The following is a 17,024-nucleotide window of genomic DNA, read 5'->3' as shown; positions in this document are numbered from 1 at the left end:
TCGACTCACGGTTCAGTACGCGTGCGCTGATACGGCAACCAGAAGGAGGCAGTGTCGTGAGCGACCTGTCCAGTAAGAGCAAGTCCGCGACGTCCGGGCCACTCGGCGGCGCGGCATCGATCGGCGCCGAGGTGCAGCCCACGGTCAAACCGGTCCAGGTTTGGGCCACCATTGGCGGGGCGCTGCTGGCCTTGCAGCTGTATGTATGGATCAGCTGGATCACCGGCCCCTACTTCGAACGAGTGCCGGGCGGCATCCATGAGCCGCCGCTCTACATGAAGATCCCCCTGATCGCGAATGCGGTCGTGCTCTGGGTCGGTCTGCCGTTCGCCATCTGGTGGTTCTTCATCAGGCCCTGGCGCCGCGAACGTCGAATCACCTTGGACGGCATGCTGTTTGTGTCGATGGGCCTGATGTTCTTCCAGGATCCGCTGCTGAACTACTTCAACACCTGGTGCACCTACAACACCTGGTTGTTCAATCGGGGTTCCTGGTCGTCGAACATCCCGGGCTGGGTGTCACAGGAGGAACCCGGTCGCCAGGTCGCCGAACCGTTGTTGACGAACGTGCCGGGTTACGCCTACGGCGTCCTGTTGATCACCATCGTCGGGTGCTGGCTCATGCGCAAGATCAAGAACCGCTGGCCGAACATCAGCAACATGCGGCTGATCCTGGTCACGTATGCGATGGCGTTCGTCTTCGATTTCGTGATGGAGGCGCTGGTCATGCTGCCGATCGGGTTCTACACCTACCCCGGCGCGATCCGGTCGGTGTCGTTCAATGCCGGCACCTACTACCAGTGGCCGATCTATGAGGGACTCATGTGGGGTGGCGTCCAGGCGGCCCTGTGCTGTCTGCGGTTCTTCACCGACGACCGCGGGCGCACCGTCGTCGAGCGCGGAATCGACCGTGTCCGAGGCGGATTCGCCAAGCAGCAGTTCGTCCGCTTCCTGGCGATCTTTGCCGGGGTCAGCGCGTGTTTCTTCTTCTTCTACAACCTGCCCGCCCAGTGGATCGGCATGCACTCGGACCCGTGGCCCGAGGACCACGTGAAGCGCTCGTACTTCACCGGCGGCATCTGCGGTGCCGGCACGGACACCCCCTGCCCGGACCCGGTTTTGCCGATACCCACCAAGCGGTCCGGCTTCATCAATACGGACGGTCAGCTGGTCCTGCCGGAAGGCGCACAACTCCCGACGGTCGTGCCGTTCATGCCGGAGAACTGATGCCGACAAATCATCACACCGTCGAGCTCGCCGTCGAGGCACCCGCGCCGTTCTACCGGCCGGTGGGTGACGAGGCCGAGGTGTTCCAGGCAGCGGCCCGGCGCGGATTGCCGGTAATGCTGAAGGGTCCGACCGGATGCGGGAAGACCCGCTTCGTGGAGGCGATGGCGCACGAGCTCGGGCGCGAACTGATCACCGTGGCCGGTCACGAAGACATGACGTCGGCGGATCTGGTGGGACGCTTTCTGCTCAAGGGCGGAGAAACAGTCTGGGTCGACGGACCGCTGACCAGGGCAGTCCGTCAAGGTGCCATCTGCTACCTCGACGAGATCGTCGAAGCGCGTCAGGACACCACCGTGGTGATCCATCCTCTGGCTGATCACCGGCGCGAACTGCCGGTCGATCGGCTCGGCACCACCCTGTCCGCAGCGCCCGGATTCCAGTTGGTCATCTCCTACAACCCCGGCTACCAGAGTGTTCTGAAGAACATCAAGGAATCGACCCGCCAGCGGTTCGTGGCGATCGAACTCGACTTCCCGCCCGCCGACATCGAAGTCGAGGTGGTCGCTCATGAGGCGGGGATCGACCGGGGAACGGCAGAGGCCCTGGTCCGACTCGGCAACGCCATCCGAGACCTACAGGGTTCTCCACTGCGCGAGGCGTCCTCTACGCGCATGCTGATCCTGGCCGGCGGGCTGATCGCAGAGGGCTTGCCGGTGCGCAGCGCCGTACGAGCGGCGATCGTGCGGGCGCTGTCCGATGATCCCGACGTGGTGCGCGCCCTCGGTGAGCTTGCTGACGGCGTCCTGAATCTGACGTGACGACGGCCGAACCTCCAGGCCTGCAGCGGTTTCGACTGCTGGCGACCTTCATCGCAGGATGGGCAGTCGACGTGGCGCCGGCCCCGGCCGGTCAGCCCGCCCACACCGACGGCCGCGTCGTCTTCGTATCGGCGGAGCTCTCCGAGGCCGAGCAACGCCGTGAGCTGGTGCTGCAATGTGCCCTGCTGGCAGCGGGAAGCCTGGACCGGCAGTTCGTCCGAGCATTGCGGGGCCGGCCTGCGCTCGCGACGCGTTACCTGTCGACAGAGGGCTGTCGCGCCCTCGCCGAGCTGGCCCCACGAATCCCGCTGGCCGCCAGCATATGTCCTGAAGGTGGACTGGCCTCGGCCGGGCCGGCCGACTCACTCGGGTTGGCCAGATCGCGCCGCAAGGTGGCCGGGCCGCCCGAATGGTTCGGGGTCATCAAACCGTCGCTACTGCTGAAATCCGATGACGACACCGCAGGCTCCGGTTCGGACTCCCGGGACGTACAGCTGTCATTCGCCCCGGCATCGGCCGGTGAATCCTCCGACGATGACGATGACGATGACGATGACGATGACGAAGCGTCATCCGAGGACAGCAAGATCCTCAAGCTTTTCGAGGCGCCGGCCTTCACCTCGCGCGCTCTCTCGGAATTTCTCCGGAAGATGTTCGGCGGCTCCCGCTCGTTCGGCGATGAAGGCGCCGGCGCTGAGCTGCCGATGGGTTCGGTTCGCCGGGCCCGTGGGGCGGGGACAAATGCCAAGCCCTTGCCCACGCGGATCGAGTTCGCCGACAAGGACGGGACCGATGGCGCCGTGGGTGTGGGCGGTGCGCTGTACCCGGAATGGGATACCCACAACAACCGCTACCGGCCCCAGTGGTGCCGGGTCATCGATTTTCCGCTGACCTCCGCGGCGGAGGTGACACCCGCCGGCATGGCGCCGGATCACGTTCTGCGACAGCGGCTGTCGCGAGTGGGCCTGGGGGCGAAGATCTTGCGTGGGCGCGCCGATGGCGACGAACTGGATACCGAGGCCCTCGTCGACTTGTTCGTCGACCTGCGTTCGGGCCATGCGCCACCGGAGCATATCTACACCGAACGACGGAACCTGGACCGCAACCTGGGTGTTCTGATCTTGCTCGACGTCTCGGGCTCGGTCACCGATACCGACACCGACGGTCTGGCGGTGCATGACCATCAGTTGCAGGCGGCCGCGACCCTCGCGGCCACGCTCGAAGAACTCGGTGATCGAGTGGCCGTCTACGGCTTCCGCTCCCAAGGCCGCCAAGCCGTATATCTGCCTGCCGTCAAGACCTTCGAGCAACGCTTCGGTGCCGCCGAGCGATCCCGGCTCAGCCAACTACAGCCATTCGGCTACACCCGGCTCGGGGCGGGTATTCGCGGTGCCGGTGAAATCCTCAGATCTCAAGCGGGAACGCCACACCGGCTGCTGTTCGTACTCTCCGACGGCTTCCCGTACGACGATGGCTACGAGGGTCGATACGCTCAGGCCGACGCCGCCAAGGCACTCGAAGAACTGCGGGCCGACGGCGTGGCCTGCCTCTGCCTGTCCATTGGTGCACCCGCCGATGCCGACGCGCTCGATCGGGTATTCGGCTCAGCCAGTCATGCGGGCGCCGCGACGTTGTCGGAGCTGAGTCCGCGGATGGATGAGTTGTTCTTGTCCGCACTGGCCGAGTTGGCCGCTCCGAAGCCACGGTGACCTGCGTCAGGAGCCGACCGGTCCGCATGCGGTGTCGTCACGTCCCGCCTTACGCAACAACGCTTTGAGCTGCCGCTGTTCGGTGGGCGTCAGGCGGTCCAGTACCCGTTGATCGGCGATGTGGACGGCGTCCTCGGCGCGGGTGAGCAACGCTCGGCCCGACTGAGTGAGTTCTGCGGGCAGTCCTTTTCCCGCCGCGGCCGTATCGGGGCGGTGCACAGCGCCCGCCCCTTGCAGGCGGTGCAGCAACTGGTTGGTGGCTTGCGCGCTGACGTTGGTGAAGCGGGCCAGTTCGGCGCTGGTGAGCCCGGGATTCAATGCGATGATCCGCAGGCAGACGAACTCGGCGAGTCCCAGTCCGAGCGGGGCGAGAACTGCGGCCACCTCTGGCCGCAATGTTGCAGCCACCCGGTGCAGGAGGTAACCCAGCGGCTCGCTGTCGGGGGCAGTCATAGCTGGCATCCTCACATGCGCCGCCCTCGGCGACCATCCAGATCGGTCGCACAGTTTCGCCCACAGCTCAACCAGTTCTCAGCCAGATCTCATTGAATTGTCTCCCGAGCGAGCGTATCAAGGAACTTGATACACCTACTGGGCCGCGTTCCGTCGGTCCGGATGAGAACTGGAAAAGGATGTGTGACATGGGTTTTGGAGGATTTGGTGGCGGCTGGGGTCCGGCGGGATTCGGCGGCGGCAGCTGCGGCCATGAAGGACAGGGCGGTTTCGGCCCGGGAGGGTTCGGCGCATCCGGCTTCGGCGGCGGCCTGGGCGGTGGTTTCGGTGGAGGCTTCGGGCCAGGTTTTGCGCTCAAGCGTGCGGCGGTCGGCACGGCGGCACTGTTGCTCGACGGTCCGGCCACGGCTGAGCAGATCGTCGAGCGCACGACCGAAGCCACCGGCGGAGCTATCACCCCGCCGCTGGACATCGTCGAACTGGCCATCGCGGCGCTGGCCGGCCGCGGTGTGGTCACCGTTTCCGACGGTGTTGCCACGCTGACCGATTTCGGCACCCAGCTGTTGGCCTGGCGCGGAGTCACCAGTGAGACCGCCCACGCACTGTTGGGCAAGGTGGGCAAGTTCGCCGACGTCATCAAGATTCGCACCGGCCTGCACGAGGTCGCGGGTCTGGCCCGCACCATCGCGTTCACTGGCACCGACGAACAGAAGGCCAAGCTCGGTGAGGTGCGGACGAATCTGCTCGCGGCGATCAACGAGGCCAAGAAGGCGCTCCACGGGGTGCTGGCCGAAAGCTGAAATTCCCCGCCGAGGCTACGGTTTGTGACGCAATTACGGGCTGTGGCATCAGAAACCGTAGTCTCGGCGGGATCAGCTCAGTGCAGCACCGAGCCTGGATTGAGGATGCCGAGCGGGTCGAGGGCATCCTTGATGCGACGGGTCAACGCCATCACGTCGTCGCCGAGTTGTAGTGGCAGCCAATCCCTTTTGAGCCGGCCGACACCATGTTCGCCGGTGATGGTTCCGCCCAGCGCGATCGCGAGTTCCATCACCCGGGCGAACGCGTGCCGGGCACGCTCGGTCATGTCCGGATCATCGGCATCGAACACGACCACCGGATGGGTGTTCCCGTCGCCGGCATGAGCGACGACGCAGATCAGCACATCGCAATCCTCGGCGATCCGCTTGATGCCGGCCACCAGCGTCGGTAGGTCGGGTATCGGCACCGTCACGTCCTCGAGAAAGAACGTGCCCAGCTGCATCAGGGCCAGGCCCACCAACCGCCGGGCCGCCGTCAAGGCAGCCCCTTCCTCAGGGTCATCGGTCGCGTAAACCTCGGTGGCCCCGGACTTTTCGCAGGCCTCGGCGATGTGGGCGATCTCCTCCGCCGCCGCGCCGGGTGCATCCGACTGGACCAGCAGCAATGCCTGTGCCGAACGGTCCAGGCCCATGCGGCGGTAGTCCTCGACCGCGTTGATGGTGGCGTGATCCATCAACTCCAACATGGCCGGCCGAACTTTGGCCGTGATCGCCACCACCGCGTCCGCGGCGTCCTCCACCGAGGCGAACACCGCGACCACCGTCGACGCCGGAGGTTGCGCCGGGATCAGCCGCAGCGTGAGCTCGGTGATCACCCCGAGGATGCCTTCAGAGCCGACGAACAACTTGGTGAGCGACAGACCGGCGACGTCTTTCAGCCGTGGGCCGCCGAGGGTGACGGCGGTGCCGTCGGCCAGCACCACCTGCATTCCCAGTACGTAATCGCTGGTGACCCCGTACTTCACGCAGCACAATCCACCCGCATTGGTCGCCGCGTTCCCGCCGATCGAGGAGATGTCGACAGAGCCGGGATCCGGCGGATACCACAGGCCGTGCTCGGCGGCGGCCCGCTTCACCTCGGAGTTCAGCAGGCCGGGTTGCACCACCGCGGTGCGGTTCGCGGTGTCGATGCGGATCTGCCGCATCCGTTCGGTGCTGAGGATGATGCCGCCGTCGACCCCGTTGGCGCCGCCGGCGAGCCCCGAACCCGCGCCTCTTGGCACCACGGCGACGCGGTGTGCACTCGCCCACCGCAGCACGGCCTGTACGTCCTCGGTGCTGGTGACCCGCACCACGGCTCGCGGCACGCCCGCCTCGGGATCGAGTGCGGCATCACGGCGATAGCCCTCGATCACGGCAGGGTCGGTGAGCACCGCGCCGTCGGGTAGGCCGGCGGCCAGCGTGGCGATCTCGGTGTCCGGTACGGACATCTTCAGGAGCTTACCGACCTGCAGCGGCGCCCGCGGTGAGCTGAGCCCGGGCCCGCGCCCAGGTCAGAAACTCCGCGACGGCATCGGCCGTGTAGTGCCCGCGCGGTGAGCCGAAAATGTCGAAGGCGTGCTGTGCGTGCGGGATCTCGGCGTAGACCACCGGCGAATTCGACACCTTGCGCAGTGCGGCGACGAAATCGCGGCCTTCCACCACGGGGATGAGTGAGTCGTTCGTCCCGTGCAGCACGAAGAACGGCGGTGCATCGGGGTGTACCAGCGTGATCGGTGACGCGTCCCGGTACACCTGATCATGGGTGGCCAGCGGCAACTTGACGATCAGTCGCTCCAGGATCTCCATGAACTCTTCGCGCCCGGGACCCGTGGTGCTGAACCAGTCGTAGCGACCGTAGACGGGCACCGCGGCCGCCACCGAGGTGTCGGCGTCCTCGAATCCCGGCTGCCACTTGGGGTCGTTCGGGGTCAGCGCGGCCAGTGCGGTCAGATGCCCGCCCGCTGAACCGCCGGTGATACACACCGCGTCCGGGTCGCCGCCGTACTCGGCGATGTTCTCCTTCACCCACGCCAACGCCCGCTTCACGTCGATGATGTGGTCGGGCCACGGGTGGCGTGGGCTGATCCGGTAGCCGATCGACACACAGATCCAGCCCTGCTCGGCCAGGTGGCTCATCAGCGGATACGACTGCGGCCGGCGCATCCCGATCATCCATGCCCCGCCCGGGACCTGCAGCAGCACCGGCGCCTTGCCGTCGCGTGGCAGGTCGGGGCGCATCCAGATGTCGGCGAGGTTGGCTCGGTGCGGGCCGTAGTGGACGGTCCTACGGGCGTAGCGGTGCCGGCTCATCGCGGTGGAGTACACCTCACCACGACGTAAGGGCCGCACCGTCGACGGGTACTCGTCGGCCAGGGCTTCGTGCACCGGATTCTCGAAATAGGGCCGGGATTGCACACCGCGCCGGTGCACCAGCACCAGCAGTCCCCAGGAAATCACCTTGAGCAGCAGCGAGATTCGGCCACCCGCGGTGCGGTAGTCGCCCCGGATGCCGCGGCGCAGCGCATCGAGCGCCGAGACGCTGATTACCAGCGGGGCGTTCTCCGAGGTCGGCCAGCCGAACGCGAAGGACTGTACGGTGGTGTAACCCCTGCGCCCGAGCGGTTTTACTGCGTTGGCAGCGTTGAGCAACTCGGCGGCGGCTGCGAGCAGCCGTCGGCGTTCAGCCATTCACGATCTCCTGGAGTTGACGGCGGTCGATCTTGCCGGTGCTGTTGCGTGGCAACTCGTCGAGCACGGTGATCTCCCGCGGCACTTTGTAATTGGCGAGGTTCTCCCGAACATACGCCTTGAGGTCGTCGGCGGTGGCGGCGCCGGAGAGCCTCACGAACGCCACGAGTCGCTGACCGTACTTCTCGTCGTCGACACCGATGACCGCAGCCTCGGCGACGTCGGGATGGCCGGCCAGGACCTTCTCCACCTCGATCGGGTAGACGTTCTCACCGCCGGAGACGATCATCTCGTCGTCGCGGCCCACCACGAAGAGCCGGCCCGCCTCGTCCAGGTAACCGACATCGCCCGAGGACATGAAGCCCTCGTGGAAGTCCTTGCCCTTGACGGTGGGGCCCCCGGTGTAGCCGTCGAACTGCGTCGAGTTGCGGACGTAGATGGTGCCCACCTCGCCGGTGGGGACCCGCCGGAATTCGGTGTCGAGAATGCGGATCTCGGTGCCCTCGGCCGGTTTACCGGCGGTGTCGGGTGCGGCGCGCAGGTCGGCAGGGGTCGCGGTGGCGATCATGCCGGCCTCGGTGGCGTTGTAGTTGTTGTAGATGATGTCGCCGAACCGGTCCATGAAGGCGGTGACGACGTCGGGGCGCATGCGTGATCCGGATGCAGCGGCGAACCGCAGCGTGCGGCCGTCGTAGCGATTCAGCACGTTCTCGGGCAGGTCCATGATCCGGTCGAACATCACCGGCACCACGCACAGGCCCTTGGCCCGGTGCCGGTCGACGAGCTCGAGCGTGGCTTCGGGATCGAACTTGCGCCGGGTGACGATGGTGCAGGCCATCGACGCCGCGAAGGCCAGCTGGGAGAAACCCCAGGCGTGGAACATCGGCGCGACGACCACGACCCGCTCTTCGGTGTGCCACGGGGTGCGATCCAGGATCGCCTTCAGTACCTCGGGCCCGCCACCGGAATGCTTGGCGCCCTTGGGAGTTCCGGTGGTGCCCGAGGTCAGCAAGATCACTTTACTTTTTGGGCGCGCCTTGTCGCTCGAGCGCCGCGGTTCCTGGCCGCGGTGCTGCTCGACGAGCTTGGCGACCGTGACGTCGTGGGCGTGGGTGTCGGTCCACGCCACGATCCGTGCGGCGCTGGGCCGGTCGGAGAGGGCGCGGTCGACGGTGTCGGTGAACTCCTCGTCGTAGATGACGGCACTGGTCTTGCCGGCGGACTCACGTGCCCACACCTCGGCCATGGCCGGCGCGGCGAAGGATGTGTTGAGCAGCAGCACGTCGGCGCCGATGCGGTTGGCGGCGATCAGCGACAGCACGAAGCCACGGTGATTACGGGCCATGATGCCGAGCAGTTTGGGTTCACCAGTAGGCAGCGCCTGCAGGCCGGCGGCCAGGGCGTCGGCCTGTTGGTCGACTTGCTGCCAGGTCAGCGTGCCGAGCTCGTCGACCAGACCGGGCCGGTTCGGGCAACGCTGGGCTGACGCCGCAAAGCCTGAAGTGACACTCATGTTTTCGCGGGCCATGGCCGCAGCGATGCGCAGGTACTTGTCCGGGCGCATCACGGTGATGACGCCGGCGCGGCGCATTGTGGTGACCAGGCCGACGGTGTCGGTGACTCGGTCCAGTGGTCCTGACAGCAGATCGAGCGGATTCACCGTTGCTCAGCCGATCACCGGGAAGCGGCGCTCGTCGGCCAGCTTGTCGAGCGCGCGCTGCATCACCCGGCGGACGTGCGCATCGACCTCGTCGATGTCGGGGTTCTCGCCGAATTCGGCCTCGATGTCGATCGGCGGCAGCGTCGTCATCACGATCTTGGTAGGCAACGGCACATTGAGCGGCAGGACCGCGGACAGGCCGAAGGGGAATCCGAACGACACCGGCACGATCTTGGTGCGGGCCATCCGTGCGATCGGGCCGAGTGCCTTAGCGATCCCGGTGCCGCGGGACAGGAACAGTTGGGTCTCCTGGCCGCCGATGCCGACCATCGGCACGATCGGCACGCCGGCGTTGATCGCTGCCTTGATGTAACCGGTGCGGCCGCCGAAGTCGATCTTGTTCGCCGACAGGGTCGGCCGATACACGTCATAGTCACCGCCGGGGAACACCACGACCACGCCGCCCGAGCGCAGTGCCTCGTCGGCGTTCTCATGGTTGGCCCGGATGAAGCCGGTCTTCTTGAAGAAGGCCGCGGTCGGGCCGGTCATCAGCATGTCGTGGCTGAGGGTGTAGACGGGACGCTCGTAGCCGAACTTCTCGTAGAACCCCGTCGCGAATACCGGTACGTCAAGGGCGAACAGGCCGCCGGAATGGTTGGAGACCACCAGGGCGCCGCCATTGGGGAAGCTGTCCAGCCCGCGCACCTCGGCGCGGTGGTAGCCCTTGATGAGTGGCCGCAGCAGGCCCATGACCTTCTCGGTCAGGCCCGGATCCCATTTGGTGATTTCGGACGGGTCGATATCGGTCGCGGCCACAGGGTCCCCCTATGTGGATTGGAACGTGTTCTAGTTTTGCTAGTGTACCCAGGTCGAGGGCAAAAAACCCATTTGCTTTGTGGGTTCATCTACCTACCGCTGAGTAGCTGCTGGCAATCCTCTCAAAACCACAGCTCACGTGGCGTCGCTATGAGCTGAGCTCGCTTATCTCCTCGCCGACGTTGCGCCGGGCCTGGTCTTCCCAGCGCCCTCGGCCGGGTGCGGTGTGAAAGATCGGTCCGTCGAGCAACGCCGCGAGCACGCGCGCCCGGGCGGGCCGGAAGACGTCGTCGGGCACCGACGCGTACTCCTCACGGACCGCGTCGGCGTACTGCCGGTAACGCAGCGCGGGCGCGCCGAGCACCGACAGATCGGCGTCGCTGAGCACCGCGCCGTTGATGTCTCCGGCGTCGACCTTGTGGGACTTGGTCGCCAGGACGAGGCGCGCCACTTCGTCGCGGTCATGGGATCCGCCCAACAGTTCGCGGGCCAACATTGCCGACCGGTCTTCGTTGTCGTCGCGACCGATCTCGTAGATCGCGTCGTGGAACCACGCCGCGAGTTCGACGGCTTCCCGGTCGAAGTGCAGCCCGTCGTCGGCAAGGGCGCCGATCGCGTCGAGTACTTCGCGCAGGTGCACGACGTTGTGGTGCCTGCGGTGGGGTTCGGACCAGCGGGCCAACAGGTCCTCCCGCAGGCGCTCGGTGAGATGTGCAGCCATGCGGCCAGTGTCCTCCGCGATTGACCTCAACCACCGTTGAGGCACCATCATGGCGACCATGGGATTCGACCTCACCGCGTATTTCGACCGGATCGGCTATCAGGGTTCCGCGTCAGCCGATCCGGACACGCTGCACGACATCGTCGCCGCGCATGGCCGATCCATCCCGTTCGAGAACCTCGACCCGCTGCTGGGCATCCCGGTCGCCGATCTCAGTGCAGAGGCATTGGCCGACAAGCTGATAACCCGACGCCGCGGCGGCTACTGCTACGAGCACAACGGACTGCTCGGCCACGCCCTGGACGAGCTGGGGTACGGCGTCGACCGGCTCGCCGGGCGGGTGGTGTGGATGAAGGAACCTGACGCCCCGTTGCCCGCGCTCACCCACAATGTGCTGGCCGTGACGGTTCCCGGGGAGGCCGGACGCTTCCTGGTCGACGTCGGCTTCGGCGGGCAGACGCTGTCGTCGCCGATCCGGCTGCAGACCGGTGCAGTGCAGCAGACCCGCCATGAGCCCTACCGGCTGCTCGAGCTGCCCACCCGCCATGAGCCGGAGTACGAACTGGCCGCTCAGGTTCGCGGGCAATGGCAGCCGCTGTACCGGTTCACCACCGTGCCGCAACCGCGTATCGACCTGGAAGTCGGAAGCTGGTATGTGTCAACGCATCCCGGCGGCATCTTCGTCGTCGGGCTGACCGCGGCATTGGTCACCGATGACGCCCGGCTCAACCTGCGCGGCCGGAACCTGGCCATCCACCGGCACGGTGAGACCGAACGCATCCGCTTCGACACGGCCGCACAGGTTCTCGACGCGCTCACCGAGCGGTTCGGGATCAACCTGACCGATCTGGACGGTGTCGACATCGAGGCCCGAGTGGCGCAGGTGCTCGACAGCTGACGCCGACGAGCAACGGACCACAGCAGGAAATGTCATGTTCCCAGGGCGGCCGGCCGACCATACTCGGTGACCGTGGAGGTTCAATCGAACGGGCGTGACCGGCTGCGGGAACTGCTCGATGCCGTCGTCGACGACGACAACTCCGGCGTCGGCGACATGGCCCGCAGCAGTTACGCCTCGGAGTTTCACTTCTCCCGGGAGGTACGCAGGCTGACCGGAGAACCACCGGCGGCGCTGCGCCGCCGCGTCATGCTCGAGCGCGCGGCCTGGCGGTTGCAGCAGGGTGCCGGGGTGGCCGAGGTGGCCGAGTCCGAGGGCTGGTCGTCGGCCGAGGTGTTCTCCCGGGCCTTCCGCCGCGCGTTCGGGGTGCCGCCGTCACGTGCCGACGATGTGGGATTCCGGCTGACCGCTCCCAACGGGGTGCACTTCCATCCGCCCCAGTCGTTGTGGTGCGACGCCGATCCGGACGAGGCCGCCGGCCCGGACGTCGCCCAGTTCATGCTCGTGCACGATGTCGCCGACACCGAGTACCTGATCAGTGAGTCGGCTGGGCTCTCCGAACAGCAATGGGCGCAGGAGATCTCGCCGGGGCAGGTGGTGCTGGACTGGGACGGTCCGGAGCCCAGCGTCGCGGCGGTGCTCGGGGCGATCGTGTGGACCAAAGAGGTCTGGCTGGCCACCATCGAGGGCCGGGACTTTCCCGCGCGGGCCACGACCAGTCAGGCGACCGCCGAGCAACTCGCCGCGCATCATCGCACTATCGGAAAGCGCTGGACCACACTGATCTCCGAATACTCGGCTGCCGGACGGTTGGGCGACACCGTCATCGATGCACTGTGCGATCCGCCGGAATCCTTTCAGCTGTACGGGATCATCGCGCACGTGCTGACCTACTCGGCGCATCGGCGGGCCGTCGTGCGGGGCATGCTGGCCCGCCACGGGGTAGCCGTCGACCGGGGTGACCCACTCGAATGGATGAGGAAGGACTGATCCGTGAAGACCGTGTACTACACCGCATCGAGCTTGGACGGTTTCATCGTCGACACCGAGGACAGCCTGGATTGGCTGATCTCGCGGAACATCGATCAGCAGGGCCCGTTCGGCTACGACGGATTCATCAAAACCATTGGCGCACTGGTGATGGGGTCGTCGACCTACGAGTGGATCGTGAAGAACCAACCCGACGAGTGGACGTATGAGCAGCCGACGTGGGTGCTCACCCACCGGCCCGAGATCGTGTCCATAGGGCATCCGGTGCAGGTGTTCTCCGGCGATATAGCCGAACTGCATCCCAAGCTGAGGGCGGCCGCGGCGGGCCGGGACGTCTGGGTGGTCGGCGGCGGAGAGGTCGCCGCCCAGTTCGTCACGGCCGGGCTGATCGACGAGATGATCGTCAGCTATGCGCCCTGCTCACTGGGTGCGGGGTCGCCGGTGCTGCCCGTTCGTTCCGAGTGGGCGCTGGCCGAATCTGCGCTCAACGGCGATTTCGTCTGCGCCCGGTGGGTCAGGGCGTAGACGGTCGAGTGAGCCGGGGAACGCCGTTACGAAGAACGAATTCCCTTGATTTGATCAGGAATTCGAGTTGGCGGGCGACATCGTGCAGGGGTTCGACCGATCGCGACGATCGGCACAGCACCACGGCGCCCTCCAGGGCTGCGATGCACATGACCGCCAGGGAGGACGCGTCGGATGCGTCGAAACCGTCGGCGACGAAGTTTGCGGCCAGGGCTGTGCGCCAGCGGTCGAAGATGGCGCCGGCCGTCGCGGCGAGATCGGGTTCTTCGTCCGGGTCGGCGATCGCCACGGCTACCACCGGGCAACCCGCGGTGAAATCGCTTCCGGTGAGCACACGTTCCCAGAACTCGACGAACCGGTGCACCAGATCCCATGCGGTGTCCGAAGTTTCGGCGCCGATGACGTCGCCGATGGTGTCCGCGGCGAATTGGAGCGCCTCGATCAGGATCTGGCGACGTCCGCCGGGGAAGTGGTGGTACACCGAACCGCGGGGTGCGGCGCTGCGGGTGAGTACTTCGTCGATCGTGACGCCTGCCGCGCCCCGCTCGCGCAACACCTCGACCGCGCTGCTGAGCATGCGGGCGCGGGTCGAGCCACGCTTGTTCCGTGGCTTGGCGGTGGTGTCAGGCGACGCGGTCATGCAGGAATTGCGAGGAACAGCGAAGCAGCATCCGAGGGGTGATGGTGCGCACCTGGGTGTGTGGCGTGCGGACCCGACGGGTGAACCGGTGACCGGCGAGGTTGAGTTCGACGACCCACATCGCGCACCGCCCTTCTATGTCTTCCACCATAGAAATGGTGGAATTCTCGCATGGTGTCGAGTATCTAACAAACATGCCTATAGCGAAAAGACTAGCAGGTGAACTGATTCTGAACAGGTTCCCGGCGGGCCGGTGGGCCGATGCAGAATTATGGTGTCTTGCATAATTCTGCGAGCAGGCGTTGACTGCTTCTATGACGACCGATCCGGCCCTGGAAACCCTCACGCTGCAGCGGGACGGCCACGTCCTGCTGATCGGACTGAACCGTCCAGCGAAACGCAACGCATTCAACGTTGCGATGCTCACCGATCTGGCGCTCGCGTACGGGCTGCTGGAATCCGACGACGACCTGCGCGTCGGGGTGCTGTTCGCCCATGGTGAGCACTTCACCGCCGGCCTCGATCTCGTCGACGTCGCACCGCATGTGGCCAGCGGCGAACTGCCCACTCCCGAAGGCGGGCGCGACCCCTGGCGCCTCGACGGCGACTGGACCAAGCCGGTCGTCGCCGCAGCCCAGGGCCGGTGCCTGACGCTCGGCATCGAACTGCTCCTGGCCGCCGACATCCGCATCGCCGCAGAGGACACCCGGTTCGCCCAGATCGAAGTGCTGCGCGGTATCTACCCCTTCGGCGGCGCCACCCTGCGGCTACCGCGCCAGACCGGCTGGGGCAACGCGATGCGGTGGCTGCTGACCGGGGACGAGTTCGACGCGGCCGAGGCGTACCGCATCGGGCTGATCCAGGAAGTCGCGCCGGATGCCGACGCGGCCGTCGCCATGGCCCGCGAGATCGCACACACGATCGCCGATCGCGCCGCACCGCTCGGAGTTCGCGCCACCCTGGCCTCGGCGCACACCGCACGCCGCGAAGGGGACGCCGCCGCGATTGCGCGACTGCGTCCGGTGGTCGCCGAACTGTTCGGTACCGCCGATGCCGCCGAAGGCGTGCAGTCCTTCATCGAACGCCGGGCCGCCAAGTTCCAGGGTCGTTGATTCCCAGCCGACCAAACGCAGAATCGCCCTTCTCCTAGGTGAAAAGGGCGATTCTGCGTCTGCTGGGCAAACGGTCTAGCCGGCGGTCTCCAGCGCGACCAGAGCTGCGGCCACCGCAAAGAACTTGTTGGCCCCGAGCTGGCGCACGGTCTTGATGTTGAACGCCGCAGCGAGATGCTCGGCATCGGCGTCGGTGACCCCGGCCAGTGCCGCCGGCGAAGCGTCCAGGATCTCCTTGAGCGACTTGTCCTCGTAGGCCTTGTCGAGCGACTTGGCCAGATCAACGGAAACTGCCATGGAAATCTCCTTGCGTCTCGGTACCGGATGAACCCGCGCCACGCTAGTTGGCGAACCTGAACATTGGCTGTCGGCGCCGTCTCGCCGAAACGAAAGGCGCCCCGAAACCGCAGTTCCAGGGCGCCTTTACGAATCTCGAGGAGTTTTACTCCGGGGTGTAGCCAAACGGCAGCAGCACACTCTTGGCCTGGGTGTAGGCGTCGATGCCCTCCGGGCCGTTCTCGCGTCCGATACCCGAGTTCTTGAATCCGCCGAACGGGGCGCCCGGATCGAACGCGTACATGTTCACCGCGTAGGTGCCGGTGCGGATCTTCGAGGCGATCTCGACGGCCTTGGGGAAGTCCGTGGTGTACACGCTGCCGGCCAGGCCGTACGGCGAGTCGTTGGCGATGCGCACCGCGTCTTCCTCGGTGTCGAACGGGATCACCACGAGCACCGGCCCGAAGATCTCCTCCTGGGCGATGGTCATCGAGTTGTCGACATCGGCGAACACCGTCGGCTGCACGAACCAGCCCGAATCCAGGCCCTCGGGGCGACCGCCGCCGGTGACGATGCGGGCACCTTCCTCGACGCCCTTCTTGATGTAGCCCTCGACCCGGTCGCGCTGCTTCTCCGAGATCAGCGGGCCGATCATCGCGGCCGCATCGTCGGGCAGGCCGACCGGCATGGCGGCGACGGCGGCCGAGAGTTTCTCGACGACCTCGTCGTAGCGGGACCGCGGTGCCAGGATGCGGGTCTGGCCCACACAGGCCTGCCCGCAGTTCATCAGGCCGGAGAACACCAGCATCGGCAGGGTGGAGTCCACGTCGGCGTCCTCGAGGATGATCGCCGCGGACTTGCCGCCGAGTTCCAGCGTGCAGGGCTTGAGCTTCTCGGCGGCGATCTTGCCGATCTCCTTGCCGACGCCGCTGGAGCCGGTGAAGGTGAACTTGTCCAGCTCAGGGTTGGCGGTCAGGGCGCGACCGGTCTCCGGTCCGCCCGGCACCACCGAGAGCACGCCTTCGGGCAGGCCGGCCTCGGCGAGCACCTCGGCGAACAGGTTTGTGGTCAGCGGGGTCTCACCGGCCGGCTTGAGCACCACGGTGCAGCCGGCGAGCAGGGCCGGGCCGAGCTTGTTGCAGGCCAGGAAGAAAGGCACGTTCCAGGCGATGACGGCGCCGACGACGCCGATCGGCTCCTTGATGACCAGCGTCTGGCCGTAGATGCCGTCGCGGATGTCCTTCCAGTCGTACTTGTCGGCCGCGCCGGCGTAGTACTGCAGGCTGGACACACCCGCGCCGAACTGCATCATGTCGACGATGGTCGGCGGCTGGCCGGTCTCCAGCTTCAGTAGGTGCTTGAAGTCGTCGGCACGCTCGTTGATGAGCTCGACGGCCTTGGCCAGCACGGCCTGGCGCTCCTCGGGCGACATGTGGGGCCACGGGCCCTCGTCGAACGCCTTGCGGGCCGCGGCGCACGCGGCGTCGACGTCGGCCTCGGCGGCCAGCGGGACCTGGCCGACCTTCTCACCGGTCGCGGGGGAGAAGACCTCGATGACGTCGGACGTCGAAGGCTCCACCCAATGGCCGCCGATGAACAGTTTGTCGAATTCCGTCCTTAGGGCGGCTGCGCTCTGTGTCATGGACGTCACATTACCTAGATTTCCCGCAAAAACGAGAACCTGTT

Annotated in this window: 18 protein-coding genes; 8 read left to right on the top strand and 10 right to left on the bottom strand. The window is 66.4% G+C overall.

Annotation, left to right across the window (positions count from 1 at the left end; genetic code table 11):
- Nucleotides 1–56: 56 nt before the first annotated feature.
- From AB0I14_RS04510 to AB0I14_RS04500, 3 genes are read left to right on the top strand one after another with little or no spacing between them, the layout of a single operon-like run.
- Nucleotides 57–1,226, top strand: a complete 1,170-nt coding sequence (locus AB0I14_RS04510; RefSeq protein WP_358016360.1) for a spirocyclase AveC family protein — start codon at nt 57–59, stop codon at nt 1,224–1,226.
- Nucleotides 1,226–2,047 (top strand): CbbQ/NirQ/NorQ/GpvN family protein, encoded by an 822-nt coding sequence (locus tag AB0I14_RS04505; RefSeq protein ID WP_358016357.1) that lies wholly within the window; start codon nt 1,226–1,228, stop codon nt 2,045–2,047. The genes AB0I14_RS04510 and AB0I14_RS04505 overlap by 1 nt, the downstream gene beginning before the upstream one ends.
- The gene (locus tag AB0I14_RS04500) at nt 2,044–3,756 is read left to right on the top strand and encodes a VWA domain-containing protein (protein ID WP_358016354.1); all 1,713 of its coding nucleotides are present in this window, start codon (nt 2,044–2,046) and stop codon (nt 3,754–3,756) included. The genes AB0I14_RS04505 and AB0I14_RS04500 overlap by 4 nt, the downstream gene beginning before the upstream one ends.
- Nucleotides 3,757–3,762: 6 nt before the next feature.
- Here the strand turns inward: AB0I14_RS04500 and AB0I14_RS04495 are convergent, their stop codons facing one another.
- Nucleotides 3,763–4,209, bottom strand: a complete 447-nt coding sequence (locus tag AB0I14_RS04495; RefSeq protein ID WP_358016351.1) for a MarR family transcriptional regulator — start codon at nt 4,207–4,209, stop codon at nt 3,763–3,765.
- A 188-nt stretch (nt 4,210–4,397) separates the two neighbouring features.
- Between AB0I14_RS04495 and AB0I14_RS04490 the strand changes: the two genes are divergently transcribed.
- A complete protein-coding gene (locus AB0I14_RS04490; protein ID WP_358016348.1) occupies nt 4,398–5,009 on the top strand; it encodes a hypothetical protein in 612 nt (203 codons plus the stop codon).
- Nucleotides 5,010–5,086: 77 nt separating this feature from the next.
- On the opposite strand, the gene AB0I14_RS04485 is transcribed toward AB0I14_RS04490, so the two are convergent.
- The 5 genes from AB0I14_RS04485 to AB0I14_RS04465 all read right to left on the bottom strand — a co-directional run bounded on the left by AB0I14_RS04485 (nt 5,087) and on the right by AB0I14_RS04465 (nt 10,897).
- Nucleotides 5,087–6,460, bottom strand: a complete 1,374-nt coding sequence (locus AB0I14_RS04485) for an FAD-linked oxidase C-terminal domain-containing protein (protein WP_358016345.1) — start codon at nt 6,458–6,460, stop codon at nt 5,087–5,089.
- Between the two features lie 10 nt (nt 6,461–6,470).
- Entirely contained in the window at nt 6,471–7,700 is a 1,230-nt protein-coding gene (locus AB0I14_RS04480) for an alpha/beta hydrolase (protein ID WP_358016342.1), read from the bottom strand.
- On the bottom strand, nt 7,693–9,360 hold the full coding sequence (gene fadD12, locus AB0I14_RS04475; RefSeq protein ID WP_358016339.1) for an acyl-CoA ligase FadD12: 1,668 nt from the start codon (nt 9,358–9,360) through the stop codon (nt 7,693–7,695). Before fadD12 ends, AB0I14_RS04480 begins: the two co-directional genes overlap by 8 nt.
- A 6-nt stretch (nt 9,361–9,366) precedes the next feature.
- On the bottom strand, nt 9,367–10,176 hold the full coding sequence (locus AB0I14_RS04470) for a 1-acyl-sn-glycerol-3-phosphate acyltransferase (RefSeq protein ID WP_358016336.1): 810 nt from the start codon (nt 10,174–10,176) through the stop codon (nt 9,367–9,369).
- 148 nt (nt 10,177–10,324) lie between these two features.
- Complete coding sequence (locus AB0I14_RS04465) at nt 10,325–10,897, bottom strand: hypothetical protein (RefSeq protein ID WP_358016333.1); 573 nt, start codon at nt 10,895–10,897, stop codon at nt 10,325–10,327.
- A gap of 58 nt (nt 10,898–10,955) precedes the next feature.
- Here AB0I14_RS04465 and AB0I14_RS04460 point away from each other — a divergent pair, with 58 nt between their 5' ends.
- The 3 genes from AB0I14_RS04460 (at nt 10,956) to AB0I14_RS04450 (ending at nt 13,310) form a co-directional block, all read left to right on the top strand.
- Entirely contained in the window at nt 10,956–11,795 is an 840-nt protein-coding gene (locus AB0I14_RS04460; protein WP_358016330.1) for an arylamine N-acetyltransferase, read from the top strand.
- Nucleotides 11,796–11,861: 66 nt separating this feature from the next.
- Complete coding sequence (locus AB0I14_RS04455) at nt 11,862–12,785, top strand: helix-turn-helix domain-containing protein (protein WP_358016327.1); 924 nt, start codon at nt 11,862–11,864, stop codon at nt 12,783–12,785.
- Nucleotides 12,786–12,788: 3 nt separating this feature from the next.
- Nucleotides 12,789–13,310, top strand: a complete 522-nt coding sequence (locus tag AB0I14_RS04450) for a dihydrofolate reductase family protein (protein ID WP_358016324.1) — start codon at nt 12,789–12,791, stop codon at nt 13,308–13,310.
- Here the strand turns inward: AB0I14_RS04450 and AB0I14_RS04445 are convergent.
- Nucleotides 13,300–13,950, bottom strand: coding sequence for a TetR/AcrR family transcriptional regulator (locus tag AB0I14_RS04445; protein WP_358016321.1), 651 nt, complete (start codon nt 13,948–13,950; stop codon nt 13,300–13,302). The two genes, AB0I14_RS04450 and AB0I14_RS04445, sit on opposite strands and share 11 nt — an antisense overlap.
- A complete protein-coding gene (locus tag AB0I14_RS04440) occupies nt 13,934–14,098 on the bottom strand; it encodes a hypothetical protein (RefSeq protein WP_358016319.1) in 165 nt (54 codons plus the stop codon). The genes AB0I14_RS04445 and AB0I14_RS04440 overlap by 17 nt, the downstream gene beginning before the upstream one ends.
- Before the next feature lie 166 nt (nt 14,099–14,264).
- Between AB0I14_RS04440 and AB0I14_RS04435 the strand changes: the two genes are divergently transcribed.
- Nucleotides 14,265–15,062 (top strand): crotonase/enoyl-CoA hydratase family protein, encoded by a 798-nt coding sequence (locus tag AB0I14_RS04435; RefSeq protein ID WP_358016316.1) that lies wholly within the window; start codon nt 14,265–14,267, stop codon nt 15,060–15,062.
- A 75-nt stretch (nt 15,063–15,137) separates the two neighbouring features.
- On the opposite strand, the gene AB0I14_RS04430 is transcribed toward AB0I14_RS04435, so the two are convergent.
- Together AB0I14_RS04430 and AB0I14_RS04425 are read right to left on the bottom strand one after the other, a co-directional pair.
- A complete protein-coding gene (locus AB0I14_RS04430; protein WP_358016313.1) occupies nt 15,138–15,359 on the bottom strand; it encodes a hypothetical protein in 222 nt (73 codons plus the stop codon).
- A gap of 145 nt (nt 15,360–15,504) precedes the next feature.
- Nucleotides 15,505–16,980 (bottom strand): aldehyde dehydrogenase, encoded by a 1,476-nt coding sequence (locus AB0I14_RS04425; RefSeq protein WP_358016310.1) that lies wholly within the window; start codon nt 16,978–16,980, stop codon nt 15,505–15,507.
- Between the last annotated feature and the right edge of the window lie 44 nt (nt 16,981–17,024).

The organism is Mycobacterium sp. NPDC050441, assembly GCF_040655355.1.
Taxonomy (GTDB): domain Bacteria; phylum Actinomycetota; class Actinomycetes; order Mycobacteriales; family Mycobacteriaceae; genus Mycobacterium.
This window is presented reverse-complemented; position numbering and strand designations above follow the sequence as displayed.

What these genes read in the sequence shown, in the direction of transcription:
- AB0I14_RS04505 (WP_358016357.1), top strand. Translation starts at nt 1,226, where the DNA reads ATGCCGACAAATCATCACACCGTCGAGCTCGCCGTCGAGGCACCCGCG.
- AB0I14_RS04495 (WP_358016351.1), bottom strand. Translation starts at nt 4,209, where the DNA reads ATGACTGCCCCCGACAGCGAGCCGCTGGGTTACCTCCTGCACCGGGTG.
- AB0I14_RS04490 (WP_358016348.1), top strand. Translation starts at nt 4,398, where the DNA reads ATGGGTTTTGGAGGATTTGGTGGCGGCTGGGGTCCGGCGGGATTCGGC.
- AB0I14_RS04485 (WP_358016345.1), bottom strand. Translation starts at nt 6,460, where the DNA reads ATGTCCGTACCGGACACCGAGATCGCCACGCTGGCCGCCGGCCTACCC.
- AB0I14_RS04480 (WP_358016342.1), bottom strand. Translation starts at nt 7,700, where the DNA reads ATGGCTGAACGCCGACGGCTGCTCGCAGCCGCCGCCGAGTTGCTCAAC.
- AB0I14_RS04465 (WP_358016333.1), bottom strand. Translation starts at nt 10,897, where the DNA reads ATGGCTGCACATCTCACCGAGCGCCTGCGGGAGGACCTGTTGGCCCGC.
- AB0I14_RS04460 (WP_358016330.1), top strand. Translation starts at nt 10,956, where the DNA reads ATGGGATTCGACCTCACCGCGTATTTCGACCGGATCGGCTATCAGGGT.
- AB0I14_RS04445 (WP_358016321.1), bottom strand. Translation starts at nt 13,950, where the DNA reads ATGACCGCGTCGCCTGACACCACCGCCAAGCCACGGAACAAGCGTGGC.
- AB0I14_RS04435 (WP_358016316.1), top strand. Translation starts at nt 14,265, where the DNA reads ATGACGACCGATCCGGCCCTGGAAACCCTCACGCTGCAGCGGGACGGC.
- AB0I14_RS04430 (WP_358016313.1), bottom strand. Translation starts at nt 15,359, where the DNA reads ATGGCAGTTTCCGTTGATCTGGCCAAGTCGCTCGACAAGGCCTACGAG.
- AB0I14_RS04425 (WP_358016310.1), bottom strand. Translation starts at nt 16,980, where the DNA reads ATGACACAGAGCGCAGCCGCCCTAAGGACGGAATTCGACAAACTGTTC.